Source organism: Corynebacterium rouxii, from assembly GCF_902702935.1.
Taxonomy (GTDB): domain Bacteria; phylum Actinomycetota; class Actinomycetes; order Mycobacteriales; family Mycobacteriaceae; genus Corynebacterium; species Corynebacterium rouxii.
Genome location: NZ_LR738855.1, coordinates 1296272 through 1308823 on the forward strand (window position 1 = coordinate 1296272; position 12552 = coordinate 1308823).

Annotated in this window: 24 protein-coding genes; 9 read left to right on the forward strand and 15 right to left on the reverse strand. The window is 53.6% G+C overall.

What is annotated here, in order from left to right; all coding sequences use genetic code 11:
• Positions 1 to 81: 81 nt before the first annotated feature.
• From CIP100161_RS06445 to CIP100161_RS06480, 8 genes are all read right to left on the reverse strand, one after another.
• On the reverse strand, positions 82 to 699 hold the full coding sequence (locus CIP100161_RS06445; RefSeq protein ID WP_088246193.1) for a DUF2815 family protein: 618 nt from the start codon (positions 697 to 699) through the stop codon (positions 82 to 84).
• 130 nt (positions 700 to 829) lie between these two features.
• Positions 830 to 2377 (reverse strand): DUF2800 domain-containing protein, encoded by a 1548-nt coding sequence (locus CIP100161_RS06450; protein ID WP_155872911.1) that lies wholly within the window; start codon positions 2375 to 2377, stop codon positions 830 to 832.
• Entirely contained in the window at positions 2377 to 2757 is a 381-nt protein-coding gene (locus CIP100161_RS06455; protein ID WP_088246191.1) for a hypothetical protein, read from the reverse strand. The genes CIP100161_RS06450 and CIP100161_RS06455 overlap by 1 nt, the downstream gene beginning before the upstream one ends.
• Entirely contained in the window at positions 2754 to 2936 is a 183-nt protein-coding gene (locus CIP100161_RS06460) for a hypothetical protein (RefSeq protein ID WP_155872913.1), read from the reverse strand. Before CIP100161_RS06460 ends, CIP100161_RS06455 begins: the two co-directional genes overlap by 4 nt.
• Positions 2936 to 3145 (reverse strand): hypothetical protein, encoded by a 210-nt coding sequence (locus CIP100161_RS06465; RefSeq protein WP_155872915.1) that lies wholly within the window; start codon positions 3143 to 3145, stop codon positions 2936 to 2938. The genes CIP100161_RS06460 and CIP100161_RS06465 overlap by 1 nt, the downstream gene beginning before the upstream one ends.
• The gene (locus CIP100161_RS06470; RefSeq protein WP_110217555.1) at positions 3142 to 3321 is read right to left on the reverse strand and encodes a hypothetical protein; all 180 of its coding nucleotides are present in this window, start codon (positions 3319 to 3321) and stop codon (positions 3142 to 3144) included. Before CIP100161_RS06470 ends, CIP100161_RS06465 begins: the two co-directional genes overlap by 4 nt.
• Complete coding sequence (locus tag CIP100161_RS06475; protein WP_155872918.1) at positions 3311 to 3517, reverse strand: hypothetical protein; 207 nt, start codon at positions 3515 to 3517, stop codon at positions 3311 to 3313. Before CIP100161_RS06475 ends, CIP100161_RS06470 begins: the two co-directional genes overlap by 11 nt.
• Positions 3518 to 3958: 441 nt before the next feature.
• Complete coding sequence (locus tag CIP100161_RS06480) at positions 3959 to 4192, reverse strand: hypothetical protein (RefSeq protein ID WP_155872920.1); 234 nt, start codon at positions 4190 to 4192, stop codon at positions 3959 to 3961.
• 95 nt (positions 4193 to 4287) lie between these two features.
• Between CIP100161_RS06480 and CIP100161_RS06485 the strand changes: the two genes are divergently transcribed.
• Entirely contained in the window at positions 4288 to 4917 is a 630-nt protein-coding gene (locus CIP100161_RS06485) for a hypothetical protein (protein ID WP_155872922.1), read from the forward strand.
• 24 nt (positions 4918 to 4941) lie between these two features.
• On the opposite strand, the gene CIP100161_RS06490 is transcribed toward CIP100161_RS06485, so the two are convergent.
• The 4 genes from CIP100161_RS06490 to CIP100161_RS06505 form a co-directional block, all read right to left on the reverse strand.
• On the reverse strand, positions 4942 to 5112 hold the full coding sequence (locus tag CIP100161_RS06490) for a hypothetical protein (RefSeq protein ID WP_155872924.1): 171 nt from the start codon (positions 5110 to 5112) through the stop codon (positions 4942 to 4944).
• A 448-nt stretch (positions 5113 to 5560) separates the two neighbouring features.
• Positions 5561 to 5848 carry a hypothetical protein gene (locus tag CIP100161_RS06495; protein WP_155872926.1) on the reverse strand — a complete coding sequence of 96 codons (288 nt, stop codon included), beginning with the start codon at positions 5846 to 5848 and terminating at the stop codon, positions 5561 to 5563.
• A gap of 19 nt (positions 5849 to 5867) precedes the next feature.
• Complete coding sequence (locus tag CIP100161_RS06500) at positions 5868 to 6059, reverse strand: helix-turn-helix domain-containing protein (RefSeq protein WP_016830383.1); 192 nt, start codon at positions 6057 to 6059, stop codon at positions 5868 to 5870.
• Positions 6056 to 6226, reverse strand: a complete 171-nt coding sequence (locus CIP100161_RS06505) for a hypothetical protein (RefSeq protein WP_155872928.1) — start codon at positions 6224 to 6226, stop codon at positions 6056 to 6058. Before CIP100161_RS06505 ends, CIP100161_RS06500 begins: the two co-directional genes overlap by 4 nt.
• Positions 6227 to 6361: 135 nt before the next feature.
• Here CIP100161_RS06505 and CIP100161_RS06510 point away from each other — a divergent pair, with 135 nt between their 5' ends.
• Entirely contained in the window at positions 6362 to 6592 is a 231-nt protein-coding gene (locus CIP100161_RS06510; RefSeq protein ID WP_155872930.1) for a hypothetical protein, read from the forward strand.
• Here CIP100161_RS06510 and CIP100161_RS06515 read toward each other — a convergent pair.
• From CIP100161_RS06515 to CIP100161_RS06525, 3 genes are all read right to left on the reverse strand, one after another.
• The gene (locus CIP100161_RS06515; RefSeq protein ID WP_155872932.1) at positions 6589 to 6765 is read right to left on the reverse strand and encodes a hypothetical protein; all 177 of its coding nucleotides are present in this window, start codon (positions 6763 to 6765) and stop codon (positions 6589 to 6591) included. The genes CIP100161_RS06510 and CIP100161_RS06515 overlap by 4 nt on opposite strands.
• A 24-nt stretch (positions 6766 to 6789) precedes the next feature.
• Positions 6790 to 6954 (reverse strand): hypothetical protein, encoded by a 165-nt coding sequence (locus tag CIP100161_RS06520; protein WP_155872934.1) that lies wholly within the window; start codon positions 6952 to 6954, stop codon positions 6790 to 6792.
• Positions 6955 to 7017: 63 nt separating this feature from the next.
• A complete protein-coding gene (locus tag CIP100161_RS06525; RefSeq protein WP_155872936.1) occupies positions 7018 to 7848 on the reverse strand; it encodes an antA/AntB antirepressor family protein in 831 nt (276 codons plus the stop codon).
• Positions 7849 to 8397: 549 nt separating this feature from the next.
• Here CIP100161_RS06525 and CIP100161_RS06530 point away from each other — a divergent pair.
• The 7 genes from CIP100161_RS06530 to CIP100161_RS06560 all read left to right on the forward strand — a co-directional run bounded on the left by CIP100161_RS06530 (position 8398) and on the right by CIP100161_RS06560 (position 12551).
• Positions 8398 to 8766 (forward strand): hypothetical protein, encoded by a 369-nt coding sequence (locus CIP100161_RS06530; protein ID WP_155872938.1) that lies wholly within the window; start codon positions 8398 to 8400, stop codon positions 8764 to 8766.
• 12 nt (positions 8767 to 8778) lie between these two features.
• The gene (locus CIP100161_RS06535) at positions 8779 to 9156 is read left to right on the forward strand and encodes an ImmA/IrrE family metallo-endopeptidase (protein ID WP_155872940.1); all 378 of its coding nucleotides are present in this window, start codon (positions 8779 to 8781) and stop codon (positions 9154 to 9156) included.
• Positions 9153 to 10253, forward strand: a complete 1101-nt coding sequence (locus tag CIP100161_RS06540) for a type I restriction endonuclease (protein WP_155872942.1) — start codon at positions 9153 to 9155, stop codon at positions 10251 to 10253. Before CIP100161_RS06535 ends, CIP100161_RS06540 begins: the two co-directional genes overlap by 4 nt.
• Positions 10254 to 10501: 248 nt before the next feature.
• Positions 10502 to 11521, forward strand: a complete 1020-nt coding sequence (gene rhuM, locus CIP100161_RS06545) for a RhuM family protein (RefSeq protein ID WP_155872944.1) — start codon at positions 10502 to 10504, stop codon at positions 11519 to 11521.
• Positions 11502 to 11885, forward strand: a complete 384-nt coding sequence (locus CIP100161_RS06550; RefSeq protein ID WP_232053116.1) for an ImmA/IrrE family metallo-endopeptidase — start codon at positions 11502 to 11504, stop codon at positions 11883 to 11885. Before rhuM ends, CIP100161_RS06550 begins: the two co-directional genes overlap by 20 nt.
• A gap of 259 nt (positions 11886 to 12144) precedes the next feature.
• Positions 12145 to 12291, forward strand: a complete 147-nt coding sequence (locus CIP100161_RS06555) for a hypothetical protein (RefSeq protein ID WP_155872946.1) — start codon at positions 12145 to 12147, stop codon at positions 12289 to 12291.
• 2 nt (positions 12292 to 12293) lie between these two features.
• Entirely contained in the window at positions 12294 to 12551 is a 258-nt protein-coding gene (locus CIP100161_RS06560; RefSeq protein ID WP_155872948.1) for a hypothetical protein, read from the forward strand.
• Position 12552: the final 1 nt, after the last annotated feature.

Sequence of the window (12552 nt, forward strand, 5' to 3'; positions counted from 1 at the left end):
TGGGTCCTAGGTTGGGGTTGTTTGTGAGGGAGTGGCGCCCTCTTGGTAAATAGGTGGGGCGCCGAAACCTATCGCTGCTAGCTAGTCAAGGAAGGATGAAGATCCGAACCCTCCGGTGCTGCCAGCACCAAATTCGGAAGCTGCGGTGGGAGCGATATCGCCGAAGTCATCCTCGGCGGTCGCGCCACCCGATAGGGCTTCGCCGTCACGGAGCTTGAGGATGTTGCCGAGGCCGGCACCGACCCCCTTGTTTCCGTTGGTTGAGTAAGCGAATAACTCGATGGTGACGAGGCCGTAGGCACCGGAGTACACATCGCCTTCCTGGGCTGGTACTGCCTTGCCTCCGGAAAGCTTGAGCAGTTGTGGCTGTCGGTCGACGTTGGCGTTGGCGTTGATGAAGTAATGGCCCTCGTATACAGGGTCTTCACGCTCGGTATCACCATCCCGCAGCGGGAGTTTCAAGGCGCCACGTGGAGGGATCTTCCCGCCGAACTTTCCGATGCCCTCTTGGAGAGCATTCTCTACCGCCTGCTCGATCAGACTCAGGGTCTCGGTGTCAGTTTTCGGGATGAGGATGGACATGCTGTAGGATTCCTTCCCCGAATCTTTGTTGACTCGCGGGGTGTCAACGTGGACGTAGGAGAAGCGGACCTCGCCGGTGCGGACGCGACGGGCAGACATCAATTTAGCGTTGGACATGATAAAAGGGTTTCCTTTCTAGGAAATACAGTGATGAATAATTATTTTTGGGGTTTCCAGTGCACCTATTAGGGAGGCTTCCCCACCGTGAACCAGGGCATAAAGTCAGGGATTCTTTCTCGGGCGTTTGCTAGGCGACGTCCGCAAAATCATCGGCGGCGCTATGGGAAGCGATTTCAGGGCGGTGATCCTCAACCGGCACCAGCGTCGGCTTGCCTTCCGCTTTATGAGTGAGATCTCCAAGAACCTCACCAAAGGTGTCTTTGCCCATCAGTTTCTCCATCTTGGTCAAGCTGATGAGCTTCTTGTCATAGATATCTGTGTATCCGGCGGTCACAGCGGCCTTCGCGACTGCGTCGGGATCCGTGAATTTACGCACCGACCGGCCAGCGACAAGCTTGAAACCCGGCCATACACGCCCCTTCGCTACCGCCTGATCAGTGGTAAAACGCTCCACATCCGCGAGCCACGATTTCACCTTCGGAGCCAACCGTAGAATCTCCACGATGTCTTCATCGGATAGTTCGGTGGCATCCGCGAACTCGAATTTGGCGATGGCGAGGTTCTCTTCGGCGCGTCGTCGGCAGGTTGCTTTTATCTTGCAGAACTGGCACCACTCGCCGGCTTTGAACTCTCCCTCACCGGCCGCGGCGAACTTCGCAATGGGTGCTACGGTGTTTTCCGCCCAGTCGAGAAGGTCAGGGACTGACATGGAGAACATGCTGGTATTGTCTCGTCGCGGCTGGTAAATGACCATTTCGATGATGGTGAAGTCGAAAATGAAGTCGAAGGCCTTCAGCGCCCCGAGCGCGTAGAGTTTCATCTGCGGGTTGTCCCAGCTATCGACGAGAACACCGGCGCCGTATTTGAAATCGATCACGGTAAGAGTGTCACCGTGGGCGATAAGGCAGTCTCCCGTGCCGAAACCGTCTGGGACGGTGTCGGAGAAGTCCAGACGTTGCTCTAGGAAGATCAGGGACGAGGGGTCTTCTTCTTGGGCTTGCCTCCACCTAGTCAGCACATAGTCCGCGTAGGCGTCGGTGTAGTCCTCCATGTCATCGTCGTTGTACTTAGACACGGGGCGCTGTGAGCGCTGGTTGAGGCCCTTTCGGATTTTGTGCTCACCGAGGGCATGCGCGGCGGTTCCCTCTTCGGCTGCCGTGGAGGTTGACTCCGCGAGGTTCGCCTCTAGGGTGGCGCTCGGCGGGCAATTGAGCCATCGGTGAGCCCCTGACGCGGACAACACCGCGTGTGCGCGCTCCTCCGGAGCGTCCTGAGGGGATTCCTCCTCCTCGGGTTTTGCTTCTACCCGGCGTGCACTGTGCACGGAGGCAAGAATGCTATTCTGCTCTTGTCTGGCTTTTTCAGCAGCTTTGGCTGCTGCTTCCGTGTCACCCGCTTCTACAGCGTTTGCGTATTCGGTGGGGGTTCCGTCCCAGCGGACTCCGAATGAGTGGACGGAGCTGAAGTTGATCCGGGAGGGGGCATCGTCTGCTTCGGCTAGAGGGACGCTCTTTTTGTTTAGGTCACCAGTTATTTCCCAAACTCTCCCTTGCCGGTCTTTGACATGGGTGATGTCGTATTCGGCGATGGTGGCTTTGAGGGCCTTGAGTTCTTCTGGCTGTTCGAAGTCTATGTCTTTTGCATAGATTTTTGGGTCGTAGTTGATGTTTTCCATTAGGCGCGTTCTTTCACTGCGTTGATGAAGTCTGCGATTTTTTCTGCTGGGAGTTGGGATAGTTTTTCTGCCCCGAATTCCTGCAGGATGCTTTGCACTGTTTGGGAGAATCGCTGCTGTTCCTCGATGGTGGTGAGGCTTCGGGCGATTTTGGTTACTTCGGATTTGGCGTCGTCGTGGGTGTAAGTTTTTACGGCTACTTGGCTAGCTTCTGGCGCTGGTTCTGGTGTTTTCTCTTCCGGCGCGGTAGATTGCTGGTCGCTGATCAGATTCACGAGGTCGGCTTCGAGCATGCCGGCTGCGTGGGCGGCCTCGATGAGCCCTTCGCGGACTTTTTTGAAGGCGAGTCGAGCGGCGTTGAGGTGGTCGGGATGGCTCATTTTTGTGCCCTTTCTAGGCTGTGGATGGTGCGATTTTTGATCAGATCGGGTTGGTGTGACGGTGTCTTTTCGAGGGATTTGAGCAGCCCCGCTACTGCGTCGACGAGGACGGGGCTCAGCGAAATATGGTTATCCGCTAGTAGTGCGATGACGGCGAGGCGTCTTTTCCACGAAGTCATCACACCCACCCAAGGGACGCAACGTCTTCGAATCGGATGTGTTTAATCGCAGCGCCGCGTTGCACCGAAACTGTTTTCTCATTTACCCAACCCATGAGTGGGTACAGGCGGCCGTCGGTGTCTGCTAGGTGGGTGACTTTTCGGGATTCCACAGCCTCCTTGATCCGGTTTTTTGTGATCGGTGCATGAATTAGTGGGCGGTATGTCATTGGTGGTCTCCTTTGTATAGGCTGTTGGCTTCTCGCCGTATCGTGTCCGCCTGGTCTCTTAGTGCGTCCACTACACCGGCTAGGTTGGATAGTGCGGGGTCTTCGGCGATGCGGTGGAGCATCCATTCGAGGAAGCGCAGCTGTGTTGCCTGTAGGAAGGCGGTTTCAGTGGTCACGGTGCACTCCTACTCCCTCGATTCGGTGGAATGCGATGAGTCCGCCACTGGTGGCGCGGACTGTGTGCCCGTAGACTTCGCCGGTGATTTCGCGGGCTTTGCCCTCGCGGGTGACAACCCACAGGGGTTTGTCGGTCTCGGATTTCAGGGTTGTGATTGCGGCGGCAAGCTCGGTTGGGGGTGATCCTGCGCCCATAATCCTCGGATGAGGCTGTAAGGATGATTTCGCTTGCATCAGTGCCACGGGGTGGGAGCTTCGCGTCCGGCGATGGGGTGACGGCACGGTCTTTCACAGGGCGGGGCATATTGCGCGCATGCGCCTCGACTGCCTGGTGTAGGCACATGATCGACTGTTTTAGGTGCTTGTGGGTGGTGCCGCTGAGTGGTGTTGTGCTGCGGATTTTTTGTAGGTCATTGATAGTGCGGCGGATTACGCGCATGGCAATTTCCTGCTGCTCTAGGGGGTTTGTCATCGCGCACCTCGGTTCACTCCGCTGGCTTCGTTGAGTAGTTCGTATGGGCTGACGCGGCGGGTGAAGAAGAGTTTGTGCCACCAGCGGCGGCGGTGCTTAGGGCGGTATTTCATGGGTGGATTCTCCTTTGTTTATTTACATGGTCTTGTTTTGTCACTGTGACTTTATTTTTGGGTATGAGGACCCCCGAGAAGCGCATCAATTTTGCTTCTGATATACACTCGCGGGTTCTCAAAATTCAGCATCGCCGCCTGGATATCCGGCGGGAGTCTCCCTTCTCGGGCACGCTGCTGAAACGTGGATTTTTTAATACCACACAGGGCCGCGGTTTCTGCTTCGGTGTAGGTCAGCGGCTTAGCCAGTTCTCCCACCATGGCGGGATGTAGGTTAGACTTCATGGTGATCTCCTTTCGAAAGATCAAATGCCCCCGCCGCCTGGTATCAGCAGACGACGGGGCTTAAATGCTTTTAATAGGTAGTAAAATTGGTGTTTATGGCAAACCCAGCAGAACTCCTCTATAACCTGTTTTCACAATGGGATAATCCTTCTTCAACTCCGTATCACCAACGCGACGACGATGCTTCATTAACAAACCACAGGCTGGCAGTTAAATACCTCGCCGAAATCAACTCAATCCTTAAAGCAATGGAAAACGAGAGCAGACGAACAGGAAGCTTTCGCAGAATGTACCCAGAATGGGTAAAGACAGTTTTTGTCTACCCCAACCACTGGGGAAGCTCTGAATACGGCGGAATCAGTAATCACTCCTTAGACGTCCTCGAAACACTCATCGATTACGCAGACGACTACGTCCAACGAGTCGATCAAGAAAAATTCGATGACCTCAAAAAATACCTCGACCGTATTGAAAAAGAACTACTCGATGACAGTTCACTAGCCACGAGTGTTAAAGCGTCAACCCGAGCGCTCATACAAAACATACGAACGGTCATAGACCAATATGCTGTACGCGGAGATTTCGAATTCGAACAATGCCTCAATAACCTGCTAGGCAACCTGGCACTCATTACGATCCAAAGTCAACGAAAAGATACGTGGGAAAGGTGCTTGATGACTTCGTGTTCCCCTACATCATCGGCAGCCTGCCGAGCGCAGCACTAGTTACAGGCGGGGTTATCAACGCCATTACTTCTTAGACACACCCGCGTCGATCCCCTTTTCTATGACTTCGTTAATGGCCTGATCAATCACTAGGCCACTTGGCCGACCGTTGAGAATTTCCTGCCTGATGTTGTGGAGCGTTGCGTTAGTGACCATATATTCGACCATTGAGGCATTTTCTGGGACTAGTGCCATATCAGTGTCCTTTCCAAGGTAGTTAGCGGGGTGGGGTGCAGGCGTAGCTCTGGCACTGGGAGGTGGCCGGTCATGGCAGGCCTTTGGCTGGTTAAAATGGCGGTTAAAAACCAGTTTTCACACCCCGAGTATTCCACCGAGGTCGTGAACCTCGTAAACCGCCTACAGGGCGGGTGGAACAGGATTTGTATATGCGCCGGCCGTTACCTCAGCATTGGGCGCTACCCCATTGCTGGTTCCTACGCCACCCACCGCAGCTACCGCTTTGCGTGGTGCTTAAGACAGCTATTTGGGTGTAAGTATCACCGGCGCGTTTCACTGTTGAGTTTTCAAATATCGCACTCCACCTCACGCTTACGCGCTTCCCCACGTGCAAGTACGGGGTGGAGCTAGTGCCCTCCCGTGGGCTCGAACCACGGCGCCTGCCGGTAGGGCGTTTTACAAGTTTTTAGGCGGCTTCCTGTAGGAAGTCAGGTACTTCAAGATCATCGTCGTCGTCTGGGTCGCAGAGGATGCGGAGTTCTTCTGTTGGGCGTTTTATTCCCATTTCGTCGTAGATGTCTTGGATGTCGGATTCGACGGCTGCGAGGTCATCGTCCATGACGTTGTTGCAGGCGAAAAGTGTCATTACTTGTTCGGAGAGTCGGCCTGCGATGGTGACGAGCCAGATGGTGACTGCGGAGAGGGCGACGAGGAGAGTGAAGATTGCGGCCATGGTTGCTGCTGGGATAAACATTTGCGGTGGTGCTTTCTTGTTATTTGACGGTGTTTTTCTTGGCGTACTCATCAATCGACGAGCGCTTCACACGGAGATTCCTAGGTGAGAAGAACGTGGCTTCGAGCTTCTTTTCATCGACGAGGGCGCGGATCGTGCGCTCCCCTACCTGCGTGTACTGCGAGGCCTGTTCAATGGTGAGCCATTCTGGGGTCAGGGGTGGCGTGTTCATGCTTGTGCCTCTTGTTCGTAGAGGTCGTCGAGTTCTAGGCCGAGGTTGTTTGCTTCTAATAGGAATGCTTTGGCCTGTTCGCGGTCGAATGTGAAGGTGTTTGCGATGAGGATTTCTAGTTCGTCGAGGCGGTTGAGGATTTCACTGATTCGTTTTTGTGGGTTCATCGTGTATGCTCCTTGATGGATTGTTTTGTTTAGCCCCGCTGCAGCGGGGCTTTTTTATGCCGCTTTAGCTCTTGCCGAGGGGCTTTGTGTGCTTCACTTATTCAGGGGACACATCCCCGGAAAGTGAGGTGAAGAATGATGAAGTACAAGTTGGTTATTGCCGGTAAGGAATATGTCCTTTCCGAGACCGATCGGAATATTGGCGTGATTCAGCAAATCCATTCCGGGCAGTTTCCAGGGCTATGCACCGTGGATTCGGTTCGAGGACCCATCGCAGTAAATCTGTCGGAGTACGTAACCTTTGTGGTTGAGGGTGACGAGTTCCGTGGGGACGTTGGGAAACCAAGAGCCGTGTTCATGAGCTAAGTCCCTAGGCCTGCTATGGTGTTGGCGGTGTCCAGGGCTTTTATGACGGCCTGGACATCGTCATTATCGAGTTGAGTATTGCCGTCGAGGTGGACTGTTACGTGTCCGCGCTCGGCTAAGATCTTTAAGCCTCTGATGGAGGCCTGGAATGGATCATGGATTCCGTTAGTCATTGTGTGTCCTTGTCGAGGTAGTTGCTAGTCGTCTTGGGTGGCCGCTTGGTTGCCCAAGGCACATTCCATGAGGGCTTTAGTGGTATCTGGCAGAATTTCGTATTCGATATGTATCCCCTCCGGAGCCCCATCAACGTCCAGGTTGATGCCGGTGCTCGTTGGGTTGATGTTCAATTTGGCGATTTTCATATCTATCCCTTTCTTGTCCCAGCTAGGGGCTTTTCTTATGCGGCGACCTGATTGGGGTCTCCTTTATGCTGCGTCGTCTATTTGGAATCGGCCGTCGAGGGTGTGCTGTGTGAAATGTCCGCTTGATGTGAGGGCGTTGGCGTTGATCGGTAGGCCGTCTTTCATTAGCTGGTCACGGAGGTCGATTTCGCGTTCGGGGCGGACTCGGGTGCGTAGCCTGCGTTTGCCTCCGTATTCGCCGTGGTCGTGCGAGTAGAGCCATTGGCGGCCTTTGGCCGTTGGTTTACCGTGGTCAGGGCCGCGTCGGCGGCTACCGTATTTTGTTGGGTGGCTTCCTCGCTGGTCGATGATGTATTTGTTTGTGTAGAGGTGTTCGAAGAATTTTCTGGCGGGGACGTCTCCGAAGTATTTTTTGGAGAAATCGGTGAGTGTGATGCCGTTTCCTGCGTGGATGTTGCGTTGGAATTCTTCGAGCTTTTCGTTCTTGGCTTCCAGGGCGAGACGTTCGGTTTCGGCGTTCATCGCGATTTGGATCAGTTCGAGGCGGGTTAGTTCCGCGCCGTTGATCTTCGGGGCGCGGGCTTTTTTCTCGCATTCGATGAAGTATTGGCGGGCCTGCTTGCCTTTATCGGTGCGTTGGATCATGGAGATTTCTTTCGCCATATCCAAGCTGATGATGTGATTATGTCGGGTATTCGCCAAATTTGGCGAGCCGGCGTGACCTGCAACTTTTTCTTTAATTAGCTCAAAGTCGAGCCCTTCCGTGAAGCCATAGCCAATCATTTGCTTCATCCAGTTGGTGTAGTCGCGCCTGACCTCAAGGAACTGGTGTAGGTCGCGTCCCATGACAGCCTGAATGCCGTCCTTATTGGCCAATGGGATTAGGTCTGACATTGTGTTATAATCTCCTTTGTGGATTTCGGATTAATCTCCGCGCCCCCTGCTTTTGCAGGGGGCATTTTTTATGCCGCGATTGCGTCAATCAGCAGCATGGTTCCGTAGGGGCGCCCTGTTAGGAATTGGAGTTTCACTAGATCCGATACTTTTGGAGCGCTACTACCTTTTCTCCAGCATCGGATTGTGTGCCCTGTGCGCCCAATTTTTGCGCCTAATTTTTCGTCACTACTCAATCCGAGCTGCTCCCTTGCTTGATCTAGGACGGTTGGGTCTAGCCGAGCTTTCAAGGTGGGTACCTCCTAACTGGTGTCTATTTCTCGCTCACATGGCTAATTATTGCTCATGTGTCTAACTTTTGCAAGTTTTTTGACTATTTTTTACAAAATGCCTGCTAGATATGTGTACAAAAATTAGACATAGCGGAGTTTTTTATGTAGTATTTACCCTATGAAACATCTCGAATGGCTAGACCGGACGACTGCCGGCGACTCTCTCAGGCAAATATCCGAGAGGTCAGATATTCCGCTCGCTACACTCTCGCATCAGATGAGAAAAGAGACCTTTAAGCCCGAGCTCATAATCAGAATCTCCGAGGCGTACGGCGAATCCCCAGTGATCGCCCTTGTCGATCTAGGATTTATGTCATCCAGATGGATAAAAGAACCAGGGGTGCGAACCGCGCTATCACGGGCGACCGATGAGGAATTGACGGACGAGCTACTTCGCAGACTTCGCCTCATTGAGGACACACCAGTTGATGATCTGGCGGAACTCAGACGCAACACCCCCACGCCTCCCCCGAGTGTCAGAGCCATCAGCGATGATGAAGCAGCCGCAGCGATCCGCGAAGCGCACCAACTCCGCGGAGCCGCGCACCCAGCCACGACCGAACTTACAGAACCAGAAACCCCATAAGGAGAAAACAGCATGAACCTAGACGAGCTATCCCAACATCTAGGCGTGCGTATCCTTGAGACCAAAGACCTACCAAAAGGGACAGACGGCATGTACATACACCACAGCCGGCTCATCCTCATCCGCCACGGGCTAGACCGATGGAATTACAACTCAGTCCTAGCCCACGAGCTCGGGCACGCGTGGCACGGTGATGACATCCACGGCGACCCACGCCTCGAACGTCGAGCCGACCAATTCGCCGCCCAAATCCTCATCACCCCCACCGAGTATCGACTTGCCGAAAACCTCCACGAAGCCCACGCCAGCGGAATAGCATACGAGCTAGGCGTAACACCACACCTCGTCGAAGTGTGGCAAAACATGTACGAAAGGATCGCCGTCCCATGAGTATCAACCAAGCAATTGAAGACCTAGCGCGTCGAGTGCGAGAACTCAAACCCATCATCGAAACCGAAGAAGCAACAAAGACCGCATTCATCATCCCATTCATCAGCAACGTCCTTGGATACGACGTCACAGACCCGCGCGAGGTAATCCCGGAATACACAGCAGACATCGGGGTCAAGAAGGGCGAAAAGGTCGACTTTGCCATCAAATCAGGCGAAGACTTCCGGTTCCTCATCGAGTGCAAGAAAGTAGGCGAACCGCTAAACCTCGACCATGCAAACCAGCTTGTCAGGTACTTCAACGTCACCGACACCGAGTTCGCGATCCTCACCAATGGCGAGGTCTACCAGTTCTACGCGCAACTCGATGCGATGAACCGCATGGACGAAAAGCCGTTCATGACAATTGATCTTGGCAACATCGACCCTCGCGTGTTCCCATACCTCGAAATGTGCACAAAAGCGCAATTCGACTCCGATACCATCGCGGCGAATGCAGAAGAACTGAAATATATTGCTGAGATTAAGAAACTGATCGCCGCGCTGTTCAAGGAACCAATCGACGAATGGGTTAAATGGCTGGCTAGCAAGGTGACAACAAAGCGCATGACAGCGCAGAACCTCGAAACATTTACAAGCATCGTAGCCACTGCATCGAGCCAATTCCTCCGTGATGAGGCTAACCGACGACTCCGTTCAGCGCAGGATCTAGAAGACCCTGCTGGGGCAATGCCGACCGACGTCGAGCGACCAAATACCGCTTCTGCTCCACAGGCAGCACTAGACGATGGCGATGAACCGCAAGGGGACATCGTGACAACAGAGGAGGAGATCGAAGGCTACAGCATTATTCGCGCTATTTGCTGCTCCGAAGTACCAGCAAAAGACATCGTTATGCGAGACGCAAAGTCTTACTGTGCAGTCCTCTACCAAGACAATAACCGCAAACCAATCGCGCGACTGTACTTTGACAGGAAGATCCCTCGCATCGGGATCTTCGACGAGAACAAGGTTGAGAAGCATCATGATCTAGAAGACATCGCAGCTATTTATGACTACGCGGACGAACTTCGTGCGCGTGCGCGTTCTCTGCGATAAAAGAGTAAACAGCTCCCTCTCGTGCTCAACTTGGCGAAAGGGCACGAGAGGGAGACGCTGACCAAAGCGCACCACATGCAAGGCCGCGCACCCTGACCTAAGGAGAAGTCTAGCCAATGGCCTCCATGCCGTCCCGCCCGCTGACTACGATGACGGCACAGTACAAGAATTCGACTACGACATCCCCCATGCCGCAGACTCCAGCCCGGACGAAAATGAAGAACGATTGAAACGAGGTGAAGACCCAATTGACTAACCCAAGCCAAATCGCGATCTACACAACAGAAGACGGAGCCGCACACGTCCGCCTGCAACTCAAACAAGGCACCGCCTGGCTCACACAAAAACAAATGGCCGAACTCTTCGACGTCGGCGTCTCCGCTATCAGCAAACATCTCAAAACGATCTACACCGACGGCGAACTATCCCGCGAAGCAACTATTTCCAAAATGGAAAATGTTGCCCTTGAACAGGGGCGAACCGTTCGACGCAGAATTGAACACTACAATCTCGAAGCCATCCTCGCCGTCGGGTACCGAGTGCGCGGCCCCCGCGGTAGCCAGTTCCGCAAATGGGCAACAGAAGTACTCACCGAATACCTCATCAAAGGTTTCGCAATGGATGACAAACGCCTGAAAAATGACGGTACGGATACCCACTTTGATGAACTACTCGAGCGGATTCGAGAAATCAGAGCCTCTGAACGGCAATTCTTCCGCAAGATTTGCGATGTTATCGCGAAAACCAGCGACGACTACGAAGAGAAAAAGTCCTACACCGAAGTCCGGAATTTCTTCGCTGGAATCCAGAACCGGCTCCACTACGCGACCCATCACCACACTGCCGCACAAATCATTTTCAAGCGTGCCGACCATAGAAAAGCCAATGCAGGTCTGACCACATGGGCAGGTGAAGTCCCACATAAGTCAGACATGATGGTGGCTAAGAATTTCCTCACCGACGACGAGCTGCGGCGTATGAATCGCCTTACGACGATGTTCCTTGACTATGCAGAAGATCAGGCTGAACGCAGGAAAACCCTACTTCTTAAGGATTGGATGGCAAAGACTGATGCCTGGCTTGTTTTTAATGACCGAGATGTACTTCAAGGTTTTGGGGACCGGTCGCACAAGCAGGCTGTGAACAAGGCTAAAAGCGAGTGGGATAAGTATCAGGGCGTTATTGACCAAGGGGTTAATGAGCTTGATATGAAGCAGTTGGAGCAGGAAGTGAAGGAATTAAGCCGAGGTGAAAACCCCATCGCCTAACGACCTCATCCACCTAGCCGAAGCGGCTGGCGTCACCATCGTGTGGCATAAAGGTGGGCCCAAAGGGGCGTGGATGCCGCACTGTAACAGGATCAGCGTGCGTCACGGCATGGATGATGTCACTACTCGTTGCACCTTGGCGCATGAGCTTGCGCATATGTGGTTGAGGCATCCGGCTCCAGCTAGCGGTAGGCAGGAGTTGCAGGCTGACCGGTTTGCGGCGAGGTTGTTGGTGTCGCCTGTGGAGTATGAGCTTGCGGAGCGTATTTTTGATGCCCGGGTGCAGCTGATTGCTGCGGAGTTGGGTGTGACGGTGGAGCTTCTTGGTGTGTGGCGGGGCTTGTATGAAAAAGGAAGAGTTTAAGGGTTTGCCCACTTGAAACATAACGTATATGTGCGTTATAATGGTTGTATAAACAGAAAGGAGGTGACAACATGGAAAACACCATCGCACTGATAGCAACCATCACAGCTAGCGCCATAGCACTCAGCACAGAAGCGCGAAAATGGTACATCATCATCAAGAAGGAGAAACGCAAAAAGAAATAGCCCAACCGGTTCCAGATATCCCAACTATCCGGAACCGGGGGCTATCCCCTAACACTAACAAACCGGAGAAAACAATGAACACCCCACTCAATAACGCCGCAATATACATCCTCGTCACAGCACTCGCCTACCTTGCAACAGGCTGGACCTGGACTCTCATTATCGGCGCTATCGTCACCTGCTCAGCCATCGCCCGCCACATCCGCACAGACAAGGCGTAATCATGAACCCCATCATCATCGACGCCGACACAGGCCGAGAACTCTGGAACAGCACAGCATGCGCACACCACACCAACATCACCCCACGCACATGGGCAAACTACTACGCCAACAACCGCACACCCAACCCCGTAACCACATGGGGAAAATCCTCACCCCTCTGGGATGCCGAAGAAGTCAAAACCTGGCACGCTAACCGGCCAGGCTCCCCCGTCAAAAACCACCCCACCACACATAGCAAGCCCCCAACACACCCATGAT

What these genes read in the sequence shown, in the direction of transcription:
- CIP100161_RS06505 (WP_155872928.1), bottom strand. Translation starts at nt 6,226, where the DNA reads ATGAACCCACAAAAACGAATCAGTGAAATCCTCAACCGCCTCGACGAA.
- CIP100161_RS06520 (WP_155872934.1), bottom strand. Translation starts at nt 6,954, where the DNA reads ATGAAAATCGCCAAATTGAACATCAACCCAACGAGCACCGGCATCAAC.
- CIP100161_RS06510 (WP_155872930.1), top strand. Translation starts at nt 6,362, where the DNA reads ATGATGAAGTACAAGTTGGTTATTGCCGGTAAGGAATATGTCCTTTCC.
- CIP100161_RS06480 (WP_155872920.1), bottom strand. Translation starts at nt 4,192, where the DNA reads ATGAAGTCTAACCTACATCCCGCCATGGTGGGAGAACTGGCTAAGCCG.
- CIP100161_RS06475 (WP_155872918.1), bottom strand. Translation starts at nt 3,517, where the DNA reads ATGGGCGCAGGATCACCCCCAACCGAGCTTGCCGCCGCAATCACAACC.
- CIP100161_RS06560 (WP_155872948.1), top strand. Translation starts at nt 12,294, where the DNA reads ATGAACCCCATCATCATCGACGCCGACACAGGCCGAGAACTCTGGAAC.
- CIP100161_RS06445 (WP_088246193.1), bottom strand. Translation starts at nt 699, where the DNA reads ATGTCCAACGCTAAATTGATGTCTGCCCGTCGCGTCCGCACCGGCGAG.
- CIP100161_RS06500 (WP_016830383.1), bottom strand. Translation starts at nt 6,059, where the DNA reads ATGAACACGCCACCCCTGACCCCAGAATGGCTCACCATTGAACAGGCC.
- CIP100161_RS06450 (WP_155872911.1), bottom strand. Translation starts at nt 2,377, where the DNA reads ATGGAAAACATCAACTACGACCCAAAAATCTATGCAAAAGACATAGAC.
- CIP100161_RS06525 (WP_155872936.1), bottom strand. Translation starts at nt 7,848, where the DNA reads ATGTCAGACCTAATCCCATTGGCCAATAAGGACGGCATTCAGGCTGTC.
- CIP100161_RS06455 (WP_088246191.1), bottom strand. Translation starts at nt 2,757, where the DNA reads ATGAGCCATCCCGACCACCTCAACGCCGCTCGACTCGCCTTCAAAAAA.
- CIP100161_RS06555 (WP_155872946.1), top strand. Translation starts at nt 12,145, where the DNA reads ATGAACACCCCACTCAATAACGCCGCAATATACATCCTCGTCACAGCA.
- CIP100161_RS06490 (WP_155872924.1), bottom strand. Translation starts at nt 5,112, where the DNA reads ATGGCACTAGTCCCAGAAAATGCCTCAATGGTCGAATATATGGTCACT.
- CIP100161_RS06485 (WP_155872922.1), top strand. Translation starts at nt 4,288, where the DNA reads ATGGCAAACCCAGCAGAACTCCTCTATAACCTGTTTTCACAATGGGAT.
- CIP100161_RS06540 (WP_155872942.1), top strand. Translation starts at nt 9,153, where the DNA reads ATGAGTATCAACCAAGCAATTGAAGACCTAGCGCGTCGAGTGCGAGAA.
- CIP100161_RS06465 (WP_155872915.1), bottom strand. Translation starts at nt 3,145, where the DNA reads ATGACATACCGCCCACTAATTCATGCACCGATCACAAAAAACCGGATC.
- CIP100161_RS06495 (WP_155872926.1), bottom strand. Translation starts at nt 5,848, where the DNA reads ATGTTTATCCCAGCAGCAACCATGGCCGCAATCTTCACTCTCCTCGTC.
- CIP100161_RS06535 (WP_155872940.1), top strand. Translation starts at nt 8,779, where the DNA reads ATGAACCTAGACGAGCTATCCCAACATCTAGGCGTGCGTATCCTTGAG.
- CIP100161_RS06515 (WP_155872932.1), bottom strand. Translation starts at nt 6,765, where the DNA reads ATGACTAACGGAATCCATGATCCATTCCAGGCCTCCATCAGAGGCTTA.
- CIP100161_RS06530 (WP_155872938.1), top strand. Translation starts at nt 8,398, where the DNA reads ATGAGAAAAGAGACCTTTAAGCCCGAGCTCATAATCAGAATCTCCGAG.
- CIP100161_RS06460 (WP_155872913.1), bottom strand. Translation starts at nt 2,936, where the DNA reads ATGACTTCGTGGAAAAGACGCCTCGCCGTCATCGCACTACTAGCGGAT.